The sequence below is a fragment of the Herbaspirillum sp. SJZ106 genome, assembly GCF_006715495.1.
Classification (GTDB): domain Bacteria; phylum Pseudomonadota; class Gammaproteobacteria; order Burkholderiales; family Burkholderiaceae_D; genus Herbaspirillum.
Genome location: NZ_VFNI01000003.1, coordinates 75,349 through 96,398, shown reverse-complemented (window position 1 = coordinate 96,398; position 21,050 = coordinate 75,349). Strand labels below are relative to the sequence as shown.

The following is a 21,050-nucleotide window of genomic DNA, read 5'->3' as shown; positions in this document are numbered from 1 at the left end:
TTCACTTCCGCACAGCCAGCATTGCCAATGAGCACTTCAGCACCCCGCCAACTCTTCGTCACGACCGCACTCCCCTACGCCAACGGCGCGTTCCACATCGGCCACATCATGGAGTACATCCAGGCCGACATCTGGGTCCGGTTCCAGCGAATGCAGGGCAATGAAGTCCATTTCGTCGGCGCCGACGACGCGCACGGCGCGCCCATCATGATCGCGGCCGAAAAGGCCGGCGTCACGCCGCAGCAGTTCGTGGCCAATATCGCCGCCGGCCGCAAGCAATACCTGGACGGCTTCCACATCGCCTTCGACAACTGGAGCTCGACCGACAGCCCGGAAAACCACCAGTTGTCGCAAGAGATCTACCGCGCCCTGCGCGACGAAGCCAAGCTGATCTCGACCAAGACCATCGACCAGTTCTACGACCCGGTCAAGAACATGTTCCTGCCGGACCGCTACATCAAGGGCGAGTGCCCCAAGTGCGGCACCAAGGACCAGTACGGCGACTCCTGCGAGAACTGCAGCGCGGTGTACTCGCCGACCGACCTGAAGAACCCGTATTCGACCCTGTCGGGCGCCACGCCGGTGATGAAGTCGTCGGAGCACTTCTTCTTCAAGCTGTCCGATCCCAAGTGCGTGGCCTTCCTGCGCGAATGGGCGCTGGACAATAACCGCCTGCAACCGGAAGTGGCCAACAAGTGCCGCGAATGGCTGGACGGCGAAGGCGGCCTGGGCGACTGGGACATTTCGCGCGACGCCCCCTACTTCGGCATCGAGATCCCGGACGCGCCGGGCAAGTACTTCTACGTCTGGCTGGACGCGCCGATCGGCTACCTGGCCTCGCTGAAGAACTACTTCGCCAAGACCGGCCGCGACTTCGACGCCTTCATGGCCGACGACAAGACCGAGCAGTACCACTTCATCGGCAAGGACATCACCTATTTCCACACGCTGTTCTGGCCCGCCATGCTCAAGTTCGCCGGCCGCAAGACGCCGACCAACGTGTTCGCCCACGGCTTCATCACGGTCAGCGGCGAGAAGATGTCCAAGTCGCGCGGCACCGGTATCTCGCCGCTGCGCTACCTCGACATCGGCATGAACCCGGAATGGCTGCGCTACTACATCGCCGCCAAGCTCAACGCCAAGGTGGAAGACGTCGACTTCAACCCGGACGACTTCGTGGCGCGCGTCAACGCCGACCTGATCGGCAAGTACGTCAACATCGCCAGCCGCGCGGCCGGCTTCATCGCCAAGCGCTTCGACGGCAAGGTAACCACCAAGTGGGCCACCGCCGACGACGCCTTCCTCGCCAGGCTGCGCGGCGTGGCCGCTGAAATCCGCACTCTGTACGAGCAACGCGAATACGGCAAGGCCCTGCGCCTGGTAATGGAACAGGCCGACGCCATCAACGCCTATGTGGACGCCAACAAGCCGTGGGAACTGGCCAAGGACAGCGCCCGCGACGCGCAGCTGCACGAAGTCTGCAGCCGCCTGCTGGAAGCCTTCCGCATCCTGACCGTCTACCTGAAACCGGTGCTGCCGCAACTGGCCGCGCAGGTGGAGTCCTTCCTCAACGTGCAGCCTTTCCAATGGAGCGACGTCAATGCGCCGCTAGCCGACGGCCACGCCGTCAACGCCTACGCGCACCTGATGCAGCGCGTCGACCCGAAGATGCTGGATGCGCTGTTCGACGCGCCCGAGCCGGCCGCCGCCGCGCCGGCCGCAGCAGAAAGCGCCATCGAAGAGCTGGCCCCGGAAATCTCCATCGACGACTTCGCCAAGGTCGACCTGCGCATCGCCAGGATCGTCAACTGCGAAGCCGTGGAAGGCTCGACCAAGCTGCTGCGCCTGACGCTGGACGCCGGCGAAGGCAAGACGCGCAACGTGTTCTCCGGCATCGCTTCGGCCTACAAGCCGGAAGAACTGGTCGGCAAGCTGACCGTGATGGTGGCCAACCTGGCGCCGCGCAAGATGAAGTTCGGCATTTCCGAAGGCATGGTGCTGGCGGCGTCGGCCAAGGATGAAAAGGCCAATCCGGGCATCTACGTGCTCAACCCGTGGCCGGGCGCCGAACCTGGCATGCGCGTGCGCTGACCGGCAAGTGTCTGCGATACGGGAAGACCGGACCACGCCATGGAACTGCTGATACGCGAAGCCACCGCCGAAGACGCCCTGCTGATCGCGGAACTGACCCGCACCAGCTGGGCCAACAAGGTGGCCCCAAGCTCATCCGGCCACCGCGAGGAACCGGACCACGTCATCGAAGACCTGCAGCATGGCGGCGCCTTCATCCTGCTGCGCGGGGAAGTCCCCGCCGGCTCGGTGCGCTGGCTGCCGCTGGACACCGAACGGGATGTCTGGGAAATCCGCCGCATGGGCATCTCGCCCGCCTTCCGCGGCGAGCGCCTCTCGCAACACCTGATGGAAGCGCTGATCCACCGCGCCCAGTCCGCCGATGTGCGCGAACTGCGGCTGGCGGTGCGCACCGACCAGGCGCAACTGGTCGACCTGTATGCCGCCTTCGGCTTCGAAATCGCCCCCGAGCTCGAATATACCCGAGCCAATCCGAACGATGCGCCGCCCATCGTGATGCGCCGGGTCATGCGCTACTGAGGCAACACTGGAACGGCGCCGATCCGCAGGATCGTTCGTTGGCAGGATCGTTTGCTTGACGCGGCGCCCTCACCGCGTGTGATAGCGGATACGCGACACGCTCACCACGCAAGCCATCCCGGCCAACAAGGCCGCACTCCATAACACCAGCGCATACGGCGCGGATGACAGCGTCAGCATCAGCGCCACCAGCGATGCGCCGACCGTCTGGCCGGTCAGGCGCGCGGTGCCGAGCATGCCGCTGGCGCCGCCGGTGCGCGAACGCGGGGCCGCACTGATCAGGGTGCGGTTGTTGGGCGACTGGAACAGGCCGAAGCCGAAACCGCAGAGCGCGAACAGCAACACGATCGCGAGATCCGATGTCGTGCGCTCCACTGCCAGCAGCGACAGCAAGCCGACGCACATGATTGCCATGCCCACGCCTCCCAGCCATCCCGCCGACATGCGGTCCGACAGCTTGCCCGCCAGCGCCCCGGTCAGCGCCACCGCGATCGGCCACGCCGTCAGCAGCAAGCCGGCATGCGCCGCACTCATGCCGAGATGGTTCTGCAGCATGAAAGGCAACATCACGAAGGTAGCCATCTGAGCCGCGAACGAGCAGAACGAGGTGCCGATCGACAGCGCAAACAGCGGGATGCGCAGCAAGTCCAGCGGCAGCATGGGCGCCGCCGCGGACTGCAGTTTGAGCAGCAACGCCAGGCTGGCCGCGGTCAGCAGCGCGCACAGCGCCACCACGCCCCAGCCTTGCACATGGCCCACGGCATCGACCGTATACAGCAGCAAACCGACGAACACCATGCACACCAATGCGCTGCTCAGGTCGTATTTGCGCCTGGACAGCGGATTGAACGGCAGCGCCTTCCAGCCGATAGCCAGCGCGGCGATGCCCAGCGGGATATTGATCAGGAACAGCCAGTGCCAGGACGCCCAATGCAGGATCAGACCCGCCACGCTCGGCCCCAGCGCGGTGGCGGTGCCGGCGACCAGCGCGTTGTAGCCGATCGCGCGGCCCAGCAGCCGGGCCGGGTAGATGAAGCGGATCAGCGCGGTGTTCACGCTCAGGATGCCGGCCGCGCCAATGCCCTGCAGCACCCGCGCCAGGCTTAACTGCAGCATGTCGCCGGCCAAGGCGCACGCCAGCGAGGCGGCGGTAAACAGCACCAGCCCGCTCAGGTAGACCCGGCGGTAACCGGCCACTTCGCCCAGCGACGCCAGCGGCAGCAGGCACACCGCCATGGCGATCTGGTAACTGTTGATGATCCAGATGGCATCGGCATCGGTGGCCCGCAGGTCATGCGCGATGGCCGGCAATGCCAGGTTGGCGATGGAACCGTCCATCACCGCAATGGCCACCGCCAGCACCACGGTGGCGATGGCCAGGATGCGTTGCCTGCCGGGTAAGCCGTCGGCATCCTGCCATGCGCCGGTATCGTTCTGTGCTTGCACGTCTTGTTTCCTGTATGGCTGCGCCCGCAGGCGCGACGAAAGGCCGCCATCCTATCACCGGACGGTTCAGCCGATGCGGTACACCTCGCGCGCCGTCCCCGCGAAAAGCGAGTCCCGCTCCGCCGCCCCGAAGCCTTGCGTGAGCCGCTTGAACGCATTCCACAGGCTGACGTAGCCGAACATGCCCTTGTCCACCGGGAAGTTGCTCTCGAACATGCAACGCGAGGCGCCGAACAGGCCGATGCATGTCTCGATATAAGGCCGCCATGCCGCGGCCAACTGTTGCGACGCCGGCGGCGCTTCCTGCAAGTGGAAATCCCAGCCGCCTACCGGCATGCCCAATCCGCCCAGCTTGAGCCAGACATTGGGCTGTGCGGCGATGCGCCGCATCGCGGCCTCCCATTCGCGCCGCACTTCCTCGCGCCGGCCGGCGTAAGGCCCGGCGCCCAGCGGCCCGCCGGCATGGTCGAGCACGATGCGCGTCTCCGGACAGGCCTGCGCCAGCGCCAGCACTTCATCGAGCTGGGTATGGTAGGCCCAGACATCCAGCGGCAGATCGTATTTCGCCAGCAGCCGCGCGCCCTGGCGAAAGCGCGCATCGGCCAGCATGCCCGGCGGCGGCGGCAGCGGGTTGCTGCGGATGGCGGGGTCGGCATGCCAGGCGGTGGTGTTGCGGATGCCGCGCAGGCGGCCGTTGCCGGCGTGCAGCAAGGCCTCCAGCACCGGTTGCACGCCCTCGCCCAGCATCAGGTCGGCAAAGCCGACGATGGCCGCGCAAGCCCGCGCCGGCCCATACATGCCGGAGGCCGACTGCGCCGCCAGGCCGTTGATGAACTCCACCTCCCCCACCGGCTTCATCGCATCGGGGCCGTGCGCGCGGTACATCGAGCGGCATTGCACGAAAACGGTTGCGACCACGTTGTGGCCGGCGCCGATGTCGGCCATCAGTTCGTCGAACAGGTAACGGCCGCCAGGCCGGTCCCACAGATGGTGGTGGGCGTCGACGATGGGCAGCGCCGGTTCCAGCGCCTCTTCCGCGGTACGCGCCAGCCAGTCCTGGCGCACGCGCAGGTGGGGAGAGACGGTCGTTTCCTGTGCGTCCATGGATCAGGCCCGCGCCTTGACGAACTCGCACTGGAGGCGAACCAGCGCGGCGTCGACCCAGGCGCGGTCGCTGCAGCCGGCGGCGATGGCGGCCATCTGCGCGGCCTCGGCATCGTTCTTGGCCTTGGCCGCGGCATAGACCTCGGCCAGGTCCTCCAACGGCACGCACAACAGGCCGTCGCTGTCGCCCACCATCAGGTCGCCGGGCCGGACCACCATGCCATCGATGGCGATGGGCACGTTGATCTCGCCCGGGCCGTCCTTGTAGGGGCCGCGGTGGGTGACGCCGGCAGCGAACACCGGAAAACTGCCGGCCCGGATCGCATCCAGGTCGCGCACGGCGCCATCGATGACGATACCGCCCAGCTTGCGCTGGATGGCATGCGCCACCATCAGCTCGCCGATGATGGCATTGCTCATGTCGCCGCCGGCGTCGACCACCACGATGTCGCCCGGCTCGGCCAGGTCCAGCGCCTTGTGCACCATCAGGTTATCGCCGGGGCGCGACCTGACCGTGATGGCGGCGCCGGCCAGCTTGCTGCCCCTATGCAGCGGACGCAGGCGCGCGCCGGCAGCCGTCAGGCGCGACATCGAGTCGCTGATGTTGGCCACCGGGATGGCGGCGAATTTCTCGACGTCGGCGGCAGCCGCCTTGCGGGTGCGTTCGAAGATACGGAATCCTGCGGTCATGTCGTTGCTCCTGTTTCGATGGACGGTTCAGCGCAGGCTCGCGCAAAAACGCTGCACGCGGCTGCAGGCCTCGCGCAGGCGCTCGGTGGCGTCGGCGTACGACAGGCGGAAATTGGGTCCCTGGCCGAAGGCGCTGCCATGCACCAGGGCTACTCCCTCGGCTTCCAATAACGCCGAGACGAAATCCTCGTCGGTGGCGATGGTCTTGCCGCCTTCTGTGCGCTTGCCGATCACGCGCTCGCACGAAGGGAAGACGTAGAACGCTCCTTCCGGCACCGGGCAATCGATGCCCTCGGCCTGGTTGAGCATGGACACCACCAGGTCGCGCCGTTCCTGGAACACCTTGCGGCTGTCGCGGATGTAGTCCTGCGGGCCATTGAGCGCCTCCAGCGCCGCCCATTGCGAGACCGAACCCGGCCCCGAGGTCGTCTGTCCCTGGATCTTTTCCATCGCCTTGACCAGTTGCTGCGGACCGGCGGCGTAGCCGATGCGCCAGCCGGTCATGGCGTAGGCCTTGGAGACGCCGTTCATGGTCAGCGTGCGCTCGTACAACTCGGGCGCGATCTGGCCCGGGGTGGTGAATTCGAAGCCGTCATAGACCAGGTGTTCATAGATGTCGTCGGACAGGATCCACACATGCGGATGGCGCTTGAGCACCCCGGCCAGCGCCTCCAGCTCGGCACGCGTGTAGGCGGCGCCGCTGGGATTGCAGGGCGAGTTGAACATGAGCCACTTGGTGCGCGGGGTGATGGCCGCTTCCAGATCTTGCGGGCGCAGCTTGTAGCCGGCCGCACGCGTGGTGCGCGCATATGTCACCACGCCGCCGCACAGCGCCACCAGTTCCGGATACGACACCCAGTAAGGCGCCGGCACGATCACTTCGTCGCCGGGATTGATGGTGGCCATGAGCGCATTGGCGATGACCTGCTTGCCGCCGTTGCAGACGATGGTCTGCGCCACGCTGTAGTCGAGCCCGTTCTCGCGCTTGAACTTGGCGACGATGGCCTCGCGCAGTTCGGTGATGCCGGCCACGGCGGTGTACTTGGTCTCGCCGCGGGCGATGGCGGCATAGGCGGCCTGCTTGATGTTGTCGGGCGTGTCGAAGTCCGGCTGGCCGGAACTCAGGGCGATCACGTTGCGGCCTTGCGCGGCCAGGTCGCGCGCCTTCTGGCTGATGGCGATGGTGGCCGAAGCCTTGATGCGGGAAAGTGAATCGGAAATGAATGCCATGTGTGGTCTCGCGTATTGTCGTGCGGACGGCGTGCCGTCCTGGTCGGGAAAGTCGGGAATCAGGCGTGGCGGATATCGGCCACGAATTTCTGCGCCCGCGGATGCTGCGCGCGCTCGAAGAAGTCTTGCGGCCTGGCGCGCTCCAGCACCTGGCCGTCGGCCATGAAGACGATGCGGTCGGCCACCTCGCGGGCAAACCCCATCTCGTGCGTCACGCACACCATGGTCATGCCTTCGGATGCCAGCCCCTTCATCACCTGCAGCACTTCGCCCACCATTTCGGGGTCGAGCGCCGAGGTCGGCTCGTCGAACAGCATCACCGGCGGCTTCATCGCCAGCGCGCGGGCGATCGCCACGCGCTGCTGCTGGCCGCCCGACAGCTGGCCGGGATAGGCATCGGCCTTGCCTGCCAGGCCGACCTTGTCGAGCAGGCTCATGGCGCGCTCACGCGCTTGCCTTTCGGACAGCTTCAGCACCCGCATGGTGGCCAGCATCACATTGCGCGCCACACTCATGTGCGGGAACAGGTTGAACGACTGGAACACGAAGCCAATGCGGCTGCGCAACTGGTTGATGTCGACCCCGCCGGCGTGCACGTCCTGGCCGTCGATATAGATCTGGCCGTCGTCGATCGGCTCAAGCCGGTTGAGGGTGCGGATCAGGGTCGACTTGCCCGAGCCCGAGGGACCGCACACGATGACCACTTCGCCGCGCCGGATTTCCTCGTTGATGTTGCGCAGGGCGTGATAGTCGCCATACCACTTGTTCACATTGTTGAAACGGATCATCACACGCTCCTGAATTGACGTTTTTGCTTGATGCGGCGCTCGGCCAGGCCGACCGCCGCGCTCAGGCAGTAGCAGAGGACGAAATAGGTCATGGCCAGCAGGAAGTAGACCTGGAACGGTTTGGTCAGCAACTGCGCATTGACCTGGTAGGCCGCGTAGGTCAGCTCGTTGACGCTGATGATGTAGGCCAGCGAAGTGTTCTTGATCAGCGAAATCAACTGGTTGAGGATGCTCGGGATCATGTTGAACAGCGCCTGCGGCAGCACCACCTCCTGCAGCGTCCTGAAGTACCCCATGCCCAGCGAGCGCGAGGCCTCGACCTGCCCTTTCGGTATTGCCTGGATGCCGGCCTTGACCACTTCGCCCAGGAATGCCACCTCGTAGGCCACCAAGGCGCAGATCACGGTGGTGGTGCCGGAGATCGACTTGCCGGTCAGCAGCGGCACGATGAAGTAGGCCCAGAAGATCAGCATCAGCACCGGCAGGCCGCGCAGCGTGTGTACGATGGCCGCGGCCGGCAGCGCGACCGCCCGGATCGCACTGGTGCGGGCGATGCCGAACAGCACGGCCAGCGGGAAGGCGCACACCAGGCCGGATATGGCCAGGATCAGCGTCAGCGCCAGGCCGCCCAGCGGCCCGTGCGGGAACTCGCCGATCAGCAGTTGCACGCCGTAGGTGGCGATGATGTTGTAGAGGTCGCCCATGTCAGCGCTCCTTGGCTTGCAGATGCCTGCTGTTGCAGTACGCGCCGAACGCCATGATGGCCCACGACACGAGCAGGTAGAACGCGGACGCCAGCGCGAAGGTCTCGAAGGTACGATAGGTCTCGTTCTCGATCTGGCGGCTGGAATAGGTCATTTCGGCCACCCCGATGGCCATGGCCAGGCTGGTCGACTTGAACAGCGACAGCGACTGGTTCACCAGCGGCGGCACCGAAACGCGGATCGCCTGCGGCAGCAGCACGTCGCGCATCGCCTGCAGGTAAGACAGGCCGAGCGCGCGCGCGGCCTCCATCTGCGTGGCCGCCACCGAGCGCAACCCGCTGCGCAGGTCTTCCGACATGTAGGCCGCCGAATTGAGCGCCAGCGCGATCAGCGCGAAGATGAACTCGCCGTTGTGGTCGTTGATGAAACCGGTCACCGATTCAGGCAGCAGCTCCGGGATGCCGAAGTACCACACGAAGATCTGCACCAGGCCGGGCACGTTGCGGTGGTAATTGACGTAGGCCGAGATCAGCCACTCCAGCGGCGGCAGCGCCAGGGCGCGCAGTCCCACCAGGATGACGGCCAGCGCGAAGGCGCAGATCCAGGCCACGGCGAACAGCCACAGCGAGGTCAGCGCGCCGCTGATGAGCCAGTCCAGGTATTGGCCGTGCAATACCGTACTGAAATCCAGATTGAGCATGAGGTCGCTTTCTTGCTGATGCATCTTGCCGCCCCGGAAAAAGGGGCGGAGCCGCCCCCGCCGATGCCATCGGCAGGCATCTGTCGGGGCGCATGCGAAACGGTGAGGGCTTACTGGAAAGCGGAGACCGGCGTGAGCTTCTTCTCGCGCGGGATGTTGAACTTGGTTTTCGGGCCGAACCACTTGCTCCACAGGGCATCGGTCTCGCCGGATTTCTCCAGCTTGTCGAGCGCGTCGTTGACCGCTGCCAGCAAGGCCGGCTCATCCTTCTTCACGCCCATGCCGGTCGGCTCCCAGGCCAGCGCGCCGTCCAGGAACTTGTACTTGCCATCGGATTCGTTGACGAAGCGGATGCCGGACGGCTGCGACAGCGCCAGGCCCTGCACCTTGTTCTGCGCCAGCGCCAGGAAGGCCGCCGGGGTGTCCTGGAAAGTCAGGATGGTGGCCTTGGGAAACATGCTCCGCGCATACAGCTCGGGAGTGGAGCCCTTGTTGGCGCTGATGCGCTTTTCGGCCAGGTCTTCGATCTTGTTTAAGCCGGCGTTGCTGTGCGCGATCAGCTTGATCGGGGTCTGGTAGTGAATCGAGGTGAAATCGATCTGCTGCGCGCGCTCCTTGGTGTAGCCCAGCGCGGCCACCACCAGGTCCACGCGGCCCAGCGTCAGTTCCGGAATGCGGGCCTCGACCGAGATGCCCTTGTGCTCCAGCTTCACGCCCAACTGCTTGGCCACGGCGGCGCACATGTCGACGTCGAAGCCGACCACCTGGCGGGTGGCGGGATCGGGATAGCCCAGCGGCTCGCTGCTGGTCAGCGTGGCGCAGATCAGCGAACCGCGCGCCTTGATGTCGGCCAGGCGATCGGCATGCGCCGCGCTGGAGAAAACCAGTGTCACAGCGGCTGCCGCAATGGCCAGGCCGGTCTTCTTGATGTGCGCCAAAGTCATTTTCTATCCTTTCCGGGTTGAACAACGAATTCGATTAAAATAAATCATAATGTCGTTATGATTTTAAAACAAGGATAATTTCTCCTTATTTTTCATGCACTTAAAAATGCTTCGCGGCAGTGCAAAAATCGTATCGGAGGGTGGGAAAGGCCTGTTTCCGGTGCAAGGAAAACCTGCGGCGAGATATTTTTTGGTGCGACGCATCAATGCAAAAAAAGGTGATACCCTCGCCGCATCACGGAAAATCGAAAACGTTTTATGAAAAAAGAGAAAGAGACAGCGACGAAGAAGGAAAAAGAGGTCGCCCCCGACCGTACCGTGCTTGGCGCCGAGCGCACCCTGGCGATCCTCAACGCCTTCATCGACGCCTCCGGCCCGCTCGGGCTGACCGAACTGGAACAGCACACGGGCCTGTTCAAGAGCGTGATCCACCGCTACATGATGTCCTTCATCAAGGCCGGCTACGTGGTGCAGCGCGCCGACAGTACCTACCAGCTGGGGCCGCGCGCCTACCAGTTGGGCAAAGCCTTCGAAGCCCGCTTCAACTACGCCGACTTCATCGTGCCCGCACTGGAAAAGCTGGTGCGCGAAACCGGCGAAAGCACCGCCTTCTACATCCGCCAGCAAGACCAGCGGCTATGCATGTACGCGGCCGAATCGCCGGAGTCGGTCAAGGCTACGGTCAAGGCCGGTTCGCTGTTTGCCATCGACCAGACTTCCAGCGCCCAGGTGCTGCGCTTCTTTTCGGTGCCGGGCAATGCGGCGCGCTCGGGCGGGCGCTATGTGTGCATCTCGGTGGGAATCAACAACCCGCTCTCCTCTTCCATGTCGGTGCCGGTGTTCGGCCCCGGCAATACGCTGGTGGGAGCGATGACCATCTTCGGCCTGTCCTTGCGCTTCGATCCGGCCGCCAGCGAGGTGCTGCGCGGCAAGCTGCTGGTGCTGGCGCAGGAATTGTCCGTGCGCCTGGGCGCAACGCCGCAGGTCTACCATAACCCGTCTCCGGACATCTTCAACGAAGCGGCTGTGCAATAAGGTTGGCGGGACGGGACGGTTGCGCGGATGGGCAAAGCGCCCCGCTGCGCTGAGGAATATTTTCCCAAGCCGGTGCAGGCCGGGGGGCGAGACGCGCTGGTCGCCGCTGGTCGCCAATACGCAAGCTGCCTGCCCGGCTAGCGCGCCAGACAGGCTTTCCCGAGACGGCTTGCCGACAACAATGTCCGGCCTTTCGCCGATACGGCCACGGGCCCGGCATATCCTTGTGGGCATTCAATGAGGCCATCGGCACAGGCATCTTCCCAGATGGAAAGCCGCGGACAAGTGGTTCGCCATACCTCCAGGACGTCCGCATAAAGATGCGGCCGCGCCTGTATCCATTCGAGCATCTGCAACGTCAAGGCTTCGTGCGCGGTCATCATGGCCTCCATCTCGTCGAACGACGAACATTGCGAGTTACCGACTCCTTACATCATAGTTCGTCGATATGAAATTGCACTGGACGGCCTGCCGCCATCCCGCGCCCGCGCGGATGCCGTCACTGAAAGGCGGAGATGGGCGTGAGCTTCTTCTCGCGCGGGATGTTGAATTTACTCTTGGGGCCATACCACTTGTTCCACAAGGCATCGATCTCGCCCGATTTCTCCAGCGTGACCAGCGCGGCATTGACCGCGGCCAGCAAGGCCGGCTCGCCCTTCTTCACGCCCATTGCGGTCGGCTCCCATAGCAGCGTCCCATCGACGAACCGGAACTTGCCGTCGGACTCGCTGACGAAACGGATCCCGGACGGCTGCGACAAGGCCAGGCCGTCGACCTTGTTCTGCGCCAGCGCGAGGAAAGCCGAAGACGTATCCGGATAGACCTGGACAGTGGCCTTGGGCAGCATGCGCCGCGCCGCCTGCTCCGGCGTGGAATCGCGGTTGGCGCTGATGCGCTTGTCGGCCAGGTCGGCCATCTTGGAGATGCCGGAGTCGCTGTGCACGATCACGCGGATCGGATTCTGGTAGTGGGCGGCGGTGAAATCGATCTGGCGGGCACGCTCGCGCGTATAGCCCAGCGCCGCCACCACCAGGTCGACATCGCCCTGGATCAGCACCGGCAGGCGCTCTGCCACTGTTACGCTCTTTTGCGACATCTTCACGCCCAGTTCGCGCGCGACGGCGCTGCACATGTCGACGTCGAAGCCGACCACCTGGTGCGTCCACGGATCGGTAAAGGCAAGCGGCTCGTTGTTGGGCAACGTGGCGCAGATCAGCGAACCGCGCGCCTTGATGTCGGCCAGGCGATCGGCATGCGCCGCAGCGGAAAAAACCAGCAAGGCAGCCAATGCCGCCGCGCCCATGCCAGGTTTCTTGATGCGCCCCGAAATCATTGCCTGCTTCTCCCTGAAATGAACCGAGAGCATAGCGTGAAACAAACCCGGATGCCATTCCTCCAGCAAAGAACAGGCCGGCCATCGCGCGGATTGCCCGGCAGCAAAAAAGCGCATCCGGAGATGCGCTTTTTTGCTGTCGCGGGTGAGACGCTCAGCCGTGCCCGAGGTAAGCCTTGCGCACGTCGCTGTTGGCCAGCAGGTTGGCGCCGCTGTCGTGCAGCACCACGTGGCCGTTTTCCAGTACATAACCGCGGTCGGCCACGCCCAGCGCCTTGTTGGCGTTCTGCTCGACCAGGAACACCGTCACCCCGCTTGCGCGGATGGTGCGGATGATCTCGAAGATCTGCGCAATCACCAGCGGCGCCAGGCCCAGCGTCGGCTCGTCCAGCAGCAGCAGGCGCGGACGGCTCATCAGCGCGCGGCCGATGGCCAGCATCTGCTGCTCGCCGCCGGACATGGTGCCGGCGCGCTGCGCGGCCCGCTCCTTGAGGCGCGGGAACAGGCCGAAGACATAGTCGATACCCTCTCCGATTTCGCTGTCCTTGGCGAAGAACGCCCCCATCTTGAGGTTCTCCAGCACCGTCAGGCTGGGGAACACGCGGCGCCCCTCCGGCGAGATCGCCATGCCCAGCCGCATGATCTCGTGCGTGGGCAATTGCGTGATGTCGCGTCCTTCGAAAAGGATACGGCCGCTGGAGGCGCGCGGTCGGCCGCACAACGTCATCAGCAGCGTGGTCTTGCCGGCGCCGTTGGCGCCGATCAGGGTGACGATCTCCCCCCTGTCGACGTTGAGCGACACGCCATGCAGCGCCTCGATGGCGCCGTAGTGCGTATGCACCTGTTCAAACTGCAGCATCATTCTTCTCCCAGGTAAGCCTTGATCACGCGCTCGTCGCTGCGCACCTGCTCCGGCGTGCCGGTGACGATGGGCTTGCCGTGCTCCATCACCAGGATACGGTCAGAAATGCCCATGATCAGGCTCATGTCGTGTTCGATCAGCAGCACCGCCACGCCATGCTCGCGGCGCAGGCGGTCGATCAACTGGCTCAGCTCCTGCTTCTCCTGGGGATTGAGGCCGGCAGCCGGCTCGTCCAGCAGCAGCAGGCGCGGCTTGGTGATCATGCAACGGGCGATTTCAACGCGCCGCTGCAAACCGTAGGACAAGGTTCCGGCCTCGCGGTTGGCCAGCGCGGTCAGGCCCAGCTGGTCGAGCCAGTAGGCCGCCCGCTGCAGCGCTTCCTTCTCCGATTTGCGATACGACGGCGTCTTCAGCAACCCCCACAGCAGGTTGGTGTTGACCTGGTGATGCTGCGCCACCAGCAGGTTTTCCACCACCGTCATCGACTTGAACAGGCGGATGTTCTGGAAGGTGCGCACCAGCCCCTGCTGCGCCACCTGGTGGCTGGGCTGGCGGGCGATCGACGCGCCCGCCAGGCGGATGTCGCCCGAGGTCGGCTGGTAGAAACCGCTGATGCAGTTGAAGACGGTGGTCTTGCCGGCGCCATTGGGGCCGATGATGGCGAAGACTTCCTTGTCCATCACCGACAGCGACACGCCGTCCACGGCCAGCAGGCCGCCGAAGCGCATCGACAGGCCGGCAACGTCCAGCAGGGTGTTGGCTGGTTGGTTCATTGCCTGATTCATTGTGGTAACTCCACATGCGGACGGGTGGCAGGCAGCAGCCCTTGGGGACGCCACATCATCATCAGCACCATCACCAAGCCGAAGATCAGCATGCGGTATTCGGCGAAGCTGCGCGCCAGTTCCGGCAGCACGGTCAGCAGGATGGCGGCCAGGATCACGCCCAGTTGCGAGCCCATGCCTCCCAGCACCACGATGGCCAGGATCAGCGCCGACTCGATGAAGGTGAAGGACTCCGGCGTCACCAGCCCCTGGCGCGCCGCGAAGAAGGAACCGGCCAGGCCGGCGAAGGCCGCACCCAGCGTGAAGGCCGAGAGCTTGACCTTGGTCGGGTTGATGCCCAGCGAACGGCAGGCGATCTCGTCTTCGCGCAAGGCTTCCCAGGCGCGGCCCATCGGCATGCGCAACAGGCGGCCGGTGACGAAATAGGTGAACAGCACCATCAAGAGCGCCAGGAAATACAGGAAGATCACCATGTGGCCGCCCTGGTAGGTCAGCCCCAGCAGTTCGTGGAAGGTCGTGCCGCCCTCGGTCACCGGATTGCGCGCCATCACCACCCCGAACACGGTCGGCTTGGGGATGCCGGAAACGCCGTCCGGGCCGCCGGTCAGGCTGGTCATGTTATTGAGCAGCAGGCGGATGATCTCGCCGAAGCCCAGCGTCACGATGGCCAGGTAGTCGCCGCGCAGGCGCAGCACCGGAAAACCCAGCAAGAAGCCGAACGTCGCCGAAGCGGCAGCCGCCAACGGCACGCATTCCCAGAAGCTCAAGCCGAAATACTGGTTCAGCAGCGCGTAGGTATACGCGCCGACCGCATAGAAGCCGACGTACCCAAGGTCCAGCAGGCCGGCGAAACCGACCACGATATTCAAACCCAGCCCCAGCACCACATAAATCAGCGCCAGCGTCATCACGTCGACATAGCCGCGCGAGCCGAAGAACGGCCACACCAGCGCCACCAGCAGCAACAGCGACACGGCCATGCGCTGGCTGCGCGGCTGCATGCGCGGCAAGGCCGGCAGCTTGATGCCGGCACGCCCGCGCGCCAGCGCCGGCTTGGCCAGCTGGAACAGGAATACCGCCAGCATGGCCAGCAGCACCGGCGTCCAGTGGGTATTCAACACCACGCGATAGCCTTCGAAGCGCAATTGCATGCCCAGCAACGGGATCGTCAATATGGCGGTAACCAGCGCCGCCGCCACGGCGTTCTTGAAAGTGACAGGCATCATGCCTCCTTGGAGATTACGGCCCATGGGTTCAGACCTTCTCGATATCCGGCTTGCCGAGCAGGCCGGTGGGACGGAACAGGAGAATCAGCACCAACAGGCCGAAAGACACCACGTCCTTGTATTCCGATGGCAGGTAACCCGCGGCGAAAGTCTCGGCCAGGCCCAGCAGTACGCCCCCCAGCATGGCGCCGGGGATGCTGCCGATGCCGCCCAGCACCGCGGCGGTGAAGGCCTTGATGCCGGCGATGAAGCCGATGTAGGGATTGAGCTTGCCGATGGTCAGCGCGATCAGCACGCCACCGACCGCCGCCAGCATCGCGCCCAGCACGAAAGTGAAGGAGATCACGCGGTTGGTGTCGATGCCCAGCAGGTTGGCCATGCCCATGTCCTCGGCGCAGGCGCGGCAGGCGCGGCCCATGCGCGAACGTGCGATGAACAAGGTCAGCGCCGCCATCAGCACCAGCGTGACGCCGACGATGACCATGCGCGAGTAAGGCACGGTGACGGTGAAGTCGCTGCCCATCTGGAACTCGAAGGCGCCGGAGATCAGCACCGGCACCGACATGTCGCGCGCGCCCTGGCCGATCTGCACGTAGTTCTGCAGGAAGATCGACATGCCGATGGCCGAGATCAGCGGCACCAGGCGCGGCCCGCCGCGCAAGGGCCGGTAGGCCACGCGCTCGACGGTCCAGCCGTACAGGCCGGTAACCAGCACCGACACGATCAGCGCGCCGCCCAGCAGCAGCGGCAAGGGATAGCCGCTTTGCACGCCGATGGCCGTCAGCGTGACCAGGCCGACGTAGGACGCGATCATGTAGATTTCGCCGTGGGCGAAGTTGATCATGCCGATGATCCCGTAGACCATCGTGTAGCCGATGGCGATCAGCGCATAGATCGCGCCCAGCGAGAGCCCGTTGACGAGCTGCTGGGTCAGTTGTGGGAGCAATTCATTCATAGGAAGGGACCAAATGTGGAAATGCCCCATCCAGACAGCAATGGGGCATTTCGCGGTTTGACGTCAAGTCGGACGATCGCGCCAACGAGAGCGCTAAATTACTTCGCCTCGGTCTTGGTGGCATCCTTGTGCCAGGTGTAGACGACGAAGTTGAACGACTTCAGGTCGCCCTTCTTGTCGTATTCCACGGTGCCGATCGGGGTCTTGAAGCTGTTGGCGTGGATATAGGCTGCCACCTTGGTCGGATCGGTCGACTTGGAACCGGCGATGGCGTCGGCGATGATCTTCACGCCCGAGTAGGCCGGCATCTGGAACGGGCCGTTCGGGTCGCGCTTTTGCGCGGTGAAGGCCTTGACCAGCGCGGCGTTGGCCGGATCGGCGGCAAAGTCGGCCGGCAGGGTCACCAGCATGCCTTCCGAAGCGGGGCCGGCGATGGCGGTGATGTCCTTGTTGCCCACGCCTTCAGGGCCCATGAACACGGCCTTGACGCCCTGCTCGCGCGCCTGGCGCATGATCAGGCCCATTTCCGGGTGGTAGCCGCCGAAGTAGACGAAGTCCACGCCTTGCGACTTGAGCTTGGTGACGATGGCGGAATAATCGCTGTCGCCGGCATTGATGCCTTCAAACAGCACCACAGGCACCTTCGCGGCATCCAGCGCGGTCTTGACCGAAGTCGCCACGCCCTGGCCGTAGGACTGCTTGTCGTGCAGCACGGCGACCTTCTTGGGCTTCAACTTCTCGATCACGTAGCGGGCGGCAGCGGGACCTTGCTGGTCGTCGCGGCCGATGGTGCGGAAGATGTACTTGTGCGGCTTGGCTTCGGTCAGCTGCGGCGCGGTGGCCGACGGGGTGATCATCACCACGCCTTCGTTTTCATAGATGTCGGAAGCCGGGATGGTCGAGCCCGAGCACACGTGGCCGATCACATACTTGATGCCCTGGCTGACGATCTTGTTGGCCACGGCCACGGCTTGCTTCGGTTCGCAGGCGTCGTCCATCAACACCACTTCGAACTTGTTGCCGTTGGCGCCGCCGGCGGCGTTGATCTGCTCCACGGCGGTCAGCGCGCCGGCCTTGACCATGTCGCCATATTGGGCGACGGCGCCGGTCATCGGGCCGGCGATGGCGATCTTGACGGTTTCAGCGTGCGCGACGCCCGAAAAGGCGGCAACTGCGGAGACGGCCAGAGCGATCTTGGTGAGACGGTTTGCGGATTTCATTGACGTTTCCTCCAGATATTTTCGTTTCAAGGGGCGGCAGCAAACGCTTGCGCACATTGGGCGCCGATTCTCTGACCCTTATTATTTCGGGCCCCGGTCGGCACATGGGGGCAGAGTGTAACACTGCCGTCATATACGACAACTTTTTTTTGAGAAATCGCCATAACCCATCATTCCCACCCCTTTAAATTTGATTTTTCACACGTTTTGTTCGTTATTTATTTGGATTTGAAAATCACGGCACTCTCCGCACCGCAACATCGGCGTGCCGGCCCTGCGCCGCAAACGCCCGCCCCACCGCACGTTGCCGAAGGCAGAACTTTTCCTATGGCATCCCCTCTCCTGAGGCATTTACAATGAGGCCCCGCCCCTTTCCGTGAATGTTCAAGCCGGGAGCCAAACCGGCAGACCTGCACAACCAGATGCGCTTTCCCTTTTTCCCCTTTACCTTGCGCCGCCCCCGTCTGCGCCCAAGCCTGCCTTTCGCCCTGCCGCTGGCCGTCGCCCTCCTCGCCCTGGCCGGCCCGGACCCGGCGCATGGGGCCGACCTGAAACAGTACCAATACCGGCAAACCTTCATCAGCGCCTGCCGCGCCGACCCGCGCACCGATGTCATCCGCACCTACTGGAAGGACGAGGCCGGCGTACCATTAGGCACCTTCGCGCGGCTCGATACCCTGTTGCGCGCGCAAAACCAGGAAATGCTGTGCGCCACCAACGCCGGCATCTACGACAAGCAGTTGCAACCGCTGGGCCTGTACATCGAGAACGGCAACGTACTGCGCAAGCTCAACACGCGCCAGAATGCCTACGGCAACTTTTACATGCAGCCCAATGGCGTATTCATCCTGGGAGAAGACAAGGCGTACATCGTGGAAACCTCGGCATTCTCAGCCGAGGCCGAGCGCTGGAGCACGCTGAGCCGCTACGCCACGCAATCCGGGCCGCTGATGATCGTGGCCGGCCAGATCAATCCGCGCTTCGATCCCAATTCGCCCAACGCGGTCGTGCGCAACGCCGTGTGCCTAGATGCGCAGGGAATGGTGACGCTGGCCATCGCGCGCAACCCGATCAGCTTCTACGACTTCGCCGTGTTCCTGCGCGACGAGCTCAAATGCAGCGATGCGTTGTATCTCGACGGCAGCATCTCGCGCATGTATCCCACGCTGGAGGCGAATATAGGGCCGGCTTTCAGCGCGATGATCGCGGTCATGAAAAAGCCGCCATCCCAATGAAGCCGCAGGCATGGCCAGGCTGGGCCTGCATGCGAGCGCGATCCGACAAAAAAAAGCCCGCAGCAAATGACCGCGGGCAAGTTCCCTCGCAAGAGGGAGGTTGAAGGAACAGTTCAACCATCTCTAGGAGTCAAGGCCTGAAAAAAAAGTTCGGCGATATTTTCGGCGCTTGCCGGACGCCCGGATCTCTTCTGCGGCCAGCCATCGCCGCATGGCCGCGCCCTGTCAAGCCCGGCCATGCCGGGTACGCGCGACCTGGCGCCGCGCTTTCTCCTGGCCAATGAAAAACGCCGCGATGGCATGCCATCGCGGCGTATGCAGCGCTGTTCCCGCTGCATGGGACTTGCCATGCGGCGCTAAGCGCCGTTCCAGGCCTACTTCTTTTCGCCGCTATCGCCGGCCGCCGGGGCTGGCGGCGTGTCAGTCGGCGGCGCTGCAGATGGCGCAGCTGGAGCGGCTGGAGCCGCCGGGCTGGCCGGTGGAGGGGACGGCTCGGCCGGGGAAGTTGCCGCCGGCGGCGTGGCCGGCGCTTCGTCGCGCTTGTTGCAACCGGCCAGAACGGTGGTGAATACGGCAGCAGCCAAGAGTGTGTGGCGAATCAGCATATTTTGCCTCCAAAGGTTGTTAATGATGGATTTGCCGAAGTTCATCGGTTTGCCGACATTCGACTCCTTCTGATCTGGGAACCTGATCTTGGAACGCATTTCATCAATCAGCGAATACGGTTTAATTATTCCCGTTTCAGCCATACCCGCCTGTCAGAGAACGACGCATATTCATGTCAGCCATCCAAGGGGGAATTTACCGTCATGGCCGCTCAAATCGGCGTAAAAACCCCGTATCATCGCGACCTATGATCTCAATCATCGCCTCCCGTATCAGCCGAGCCGGCGCGTGGACCGCCATGCTGGCCGGCCTCGCCTTCGCGCCGGCCGCGCACGCCGATATCGTCCCGGTTTCCGCTGCGCAATGCGCCGCCATGAAAGCGCGCCATGTGATCACGCCGGCCAATCCCGTGCCCTGCGCGCGCCTGTCGACGGTCAGCTTCGACTACACCGATTTCGACGGCGCCACGCGCAGCGGCTCGGTGGTGGTGCTCGACGCCGTCGCCCCGCAGGTCGAATCGCTGTTCGGCGAACTGCTGCTGCGCTCGACGCCGCTGGCCAGCGCCATGCCGCTGGAGAATTTCGACGGCGACGATGAAAAGTCGATGGCGGCCAACAACACCTCCGCCTTCAACGGCCGGCCCATGACCGGCGGCGGCGCCTGGTCCAAGCATGCCTACGGCGCCGCAATCGACATCAATCCCCTGCAAAACCCTTATGTGGGCAAGGCCGGCAGCCCGCAACAACAAGTGCTGCCGCCGCAAGCCGGCGCGGACTCCCTGCAGCGCGCGCCGCTGCGCCCCGGCCAGGCGGAGGACTTGGTCGGCGTGTTCTACGACCACGGCTTCCTGGTCTGGGGCGGCAACTGGAAAGAGCCGATCGACTACCAGCACTTCGAGATCGGCAGCCGCGAATTCATCCGCAAGCTGGCCTCCATGCCGCGCGCCCAGGCGCGCGCCGAGTTCGAACGCTACGTGGCGCGCTACCGCAGTTGCGTACGCCAAGGCGCGCCGGCCCACGCCGGCGATGCCGATGACGATGCGCCGGAAGACATCGCGCTGCGCGACAACTGCGCAGCGCGCCTGCGCAAATGAGCACGCCGCGCCGCTGTCATCGGGGCGCCGCCTGCCTTGCCTCATCGCGCCAGCGTAAAGGCGTGTAAGTTTGGGTTAAAAAGCGCGGCGGGCGTGTCACGCCCGCCTCCGGCCCGCCTATACTTTCCCGGCAACATTCGAGTCTGGGCCTTAGCACCGGTTCATCATCTCCGCGGGAATCAGCCAAATGGAATTTCAGGCCATTTGGACGGCCCGATGAGATCATGAACAGGTTCTTGCGGCCCGGTGGCACACGCTTTCCTGAGGATGAACACCATGCCGATCAATTCCGTCTCTTCCAGCCATAACGCAAGCGCTCACGCGGCCCAGCCCCAGCCGGCGAAAAAGTCCGGCGTATCGTTCGCCGACCTGATGGTGGCCAGCCAACCGGTGGCCCAGCCGACCAATACCGTTGCCAGCAGCGCCTCGACCTCCCAGGTCAACAAGGCTTAAGCCGCAAGCTCAGTCCCTGCGGCATCCGCCG

General features: G+C 64.3%; 22 protein-coding genes. 6 read left to right on the top strand and 16 right to left on the bottom strand.

The features are described 5' to 3' along the window. Positions 1-27 precede the first annotated feature (27 nt). Together metG and FB598_RS10195 are read left to right on the top strand one after the other, a co-directional pair. Entirely contained in the window at positions 28-2,091 is a 2,064-nt protein-coding gene (gene metG / locus FB598_RS10200) for a methionine--tRNA ligase (RefSeq protein WP_141914774.1), read from the top strand. Between the two features lie 39 nt (positions 2,092-2,130). After that, positions 2,131-2,610: a GNAT family N-acetyltransferase gene (locus tag FB598_RS10195; protein ID WP_141914775.1), complete on the top strand. Its 480-nt coding sequence runs from the start codon at positions 2,131-2,133 to the stop codon at positions 2,608-2,610. Between the two features lie 69 nt (positions 2,611-2,679). Here the strand turns inward: FB598_RS10195 and FB598_RS10190 are convergent, their stop codons facing one another. The 8 genes from FB598_RS10190 to FB598_RS10155 all read right to left on the bottom strand — a co-directional run bounded on the left by FB598_RS10190 (position 2,680) and on the right by FB598_RS10155 (position 10,216). Beyond that, a complete protein-coding gene (locus FB598_RS10190; protein WP_141914776.1) occupies positions 2,680-4,056 on the bottom strand; it encodes an MFS transporter in 1,377 nt (458 codons plus the stop codon). A 66-nt stretch (positions 4,057-4,122) separates the two neighbouring features. Then, entirely contained in the window at positions 4,123-5,160 is a 1,038-nt protein-coding gene (locus FB598_RS10185; protein ID WP_141914777.1) for an amidohydrolase, read from the bottom strand. A 3-nt stretch (positions 5,161-5,163) separates the two neighbouring features. Then, positions 5,164-5,850 carry an RraA family protein gene (locus FB598_RS10180; protein WP_141914778.1) on the bottom strand — a complete coding sequence of 229 codons (687 nt, stop codon included), beginning with the start codon at positions 5,848-5,850 and terminating at the stop codon, positions 5,164-5,166. Positions 5,851-5,877: 27 nt separating this feature from the next. Further along, the gene (locus FB598_RS10175; protein ID WP_141914779.1) at positions 5,878-7,080 is read right to left on the bottom strand and encodes a pyridoxal phosphate-dependent aminotransferase; all 1,203 of its coding nucleotides are present in this window, start codon (positions 7,078-7,080) and stop codon (positions 5,878-5,880) included. 59 nt (positions 7,081-7,139) lie between these two features. After that, a complete protein-coding gene (locus tag FB598_RS10170) occupies positions 7,140-7,868 on the bottom strand; it encodes an amino acid ABC transporter ATP-binding protein (protein ID WP_141914780.1) in 729 nt (242 codons plus the stop codon). Next, positions 7,868-8,572, bottom strand: coding sequence for an amino acid ABC transporter permease (locus FB598_RS10165; RefSeq protein ID WP_141914781.1), 705 nt, complete (start codon positions 8,570-8,572; stop codon positions 7,868-7,870). The genes FB598_RS10170 and FB598_RS10165 overlap by 1 nt, the downstream gene beginning before the upstream one ends. 1 nt (position 8,573) lies before the next feature. Continuing rightward, the gene (locus tag FB598_RS10160) at positions 8,574-9,272 is read right to left on the bottom strand and encodes an amino acid ABC transporter permease (protein WP_141915004.1); all 699 of its coding nucleotides are present in this window, start codon (positions 9,270-9,272) and stop codon (positions 8,574-8,576) included. A gap of 110 nt (positions 9,273-9,382) precedes the next feature. Beyond that, positions 9,383-10,216 (bottom strand): ABC transporter substrate-binding protein, encoded by an 834-nt coding sequence (locus FB598_RS10155; protein WP_183405747.1) that lies wholly within the window; start codon positions 10,214-10,216, stop codon positions 9,383-9,385. Between the two features lie 258 nt (positions 10,217-10,474). Between FB598_RS10155 and FB598_RS10150 the strand changes: the two genes are divergently transcribed. Next, positions 10,475-11,251 carry an IclR family transcriptional regulator gene (locus tag FB598_RS10150; protein WP_141914782.1) on the top strand — a complete coding sequence of 259 codons (777 nt, stop codon included), beginning with the start codon at positions 10,475-10,477 and terminating at the stop codon, positions 11,249-11,251. Between the two features lie 137 nt (positions 11,252-11,388). Here the strand turns inward: FB598_RS10150 and FB598_RS10145 are convergent, their stop codons facing one another. The 7 genes from FB598_RS10145 to FB598_RS10115 form a co-directional block, all read right to left on the bottom strand. Beyond that, the gene (locus FB598_RS10145) at positions 11,389-11,634 is read right to left on the bottom strand and encodes a hypothetical protein (RefSeq protein ID WP_141914783.1); all 246 of its coding nucleotides are present in this window, start codon (positions 11,632-11,634) and stop codon (positions 11,389-11,391) included. Between the two features lie 116 nt (positions 11,635-11,750). Beyond that, entirely contained in the window at positions 11,751-12,584 is an 834-nt protein-coding gene (locus FB598_RS10140) for a transporter substrate-binding domain-containing protein (RefSeq protein ID WP_255463901.1), read from the bottom strand. A 154-nt stretch (positions 12,585-12,738) separates the two neighbouring features. After that, positions 12,739-13,443, bottom strand: a complete 705-nt coding sequence (locus FB598_RS10135; RefSeq protein WP_141915012.1) for an ABC transporter ATP-binding protein — start codon at positions 13,441-13,443, stop codon at positions 12,739-12,741. Next, positions 13,443-14,219, bottom strand: coding sequence for a high-affinity branched-chain amino acid ABC transporter ATP-binding protein LivG (livG, locus tag FB598_RS10130; protein ID WP_141914784.1), 777 nt, complete (start codon positions 14,217-14,219; stop codon positions 13,443-13,445). The genes FB598_RS10135 and livG overlap by 1 nt, the downstream gene beginning before the upstream one ends. Positions 14,220-14,227: 8 nt before the next feature. After that, positions 14,228-15,454 (bottom strand): high-affinity branched-chain amino acid ABC transporter permease LivM, encoded by a 1,227-nt coding sequence (locus FB598_RS10125; protein ID WP_141915010.1) that lies wholly within the window; start codon positions 15,452-15,454, stop codon positions 14,228-14,230. A gap of 31 nt (positions 15,455-15,485) precedes the next feature. Then, the gene (gene livH / locus FB598_RS10120; protein ID WP_141914785.1) at positions 15,486-16,412 is read right to left on the bottom strand and encodes a high-affinity branched-chain amino acid ABC transporter permease LivH; all 927 of its coding nucleotides are present in this window, start codon (positions 16,410-16,412) and stop codon (positions 15,486-15,488) included. A 98-nt stretch (positions 16,413-16,510) separates the two neighbouring features. Continuing rightward, a complete protein-coding gene (locus FB598_RS10115) occupies positions 16,511-17,632 on the bottom strand; it encodes a branched-chain amino acid ABC transporter substrate-binding protein (RefSeq protein WP_141914786.1) in 1,122 nt (373 codons plus the stop codon). 422 nt (positions 17,633-18,054) lie between these two features. On the opposite strand from FB598_RS10115, the gene FB598_RS10110 reads away from it, so the two are divergent. Beyond that, positions 18,055-18,867, top strand: a complete 813-nt coding sequence (locus FB598_RS10110) for a phosphodiester glycosidase family protein (protein ID WP_141914787.1) — start codon at positions 18,055-18,057, stop codon at positions 18,865-18,867. Positions 18,868-19,241: 374 nt separating this feature from the next. Here FB598_RS10110 and FB598_RS20915 read toward each other — a convergent pair whose 3' ends face one another. After that, positions 19,242-19,616, bottom strand: a complete 375-nt coding sequence (locus tag FB598_RS20915) for a hypothetical protein (protein ID WP_255463902.1) — start codon at positions 19,614-19,616, stop codon at positions 19,242-19,244. Between the two features lie 104 nt (positions 19,617-19,720). Between FB598_RS20915 and FB598_RS10100 the strand changes: the two genes are divergently transcribed. Continuing rightward, complete coding sequence (locus tag FB598_RS10100) at positions 19,721-20,566, top strand: M15 family metallopeptidase (RefSeq protein ID WP_255463903.1); 846 nt, start codon at positions 19,721-19,723, stop codon at positions 20,564-20,566. A gap of 276 nt (positions 20,567-20,842) precedes the next feature. Next, complete coding sequence (locus FB598_RS20720; RefSeq protein WP_183405749.1) at positions 20,843-21,019, top strand: hypothetical protein; 177 nt, start codon at positions 20,843-20,845, stop codon at positions 21,017-21,019. The last annotated feature ends 31 nt before the right edge of the window (positions 21,020-21,050 follow it).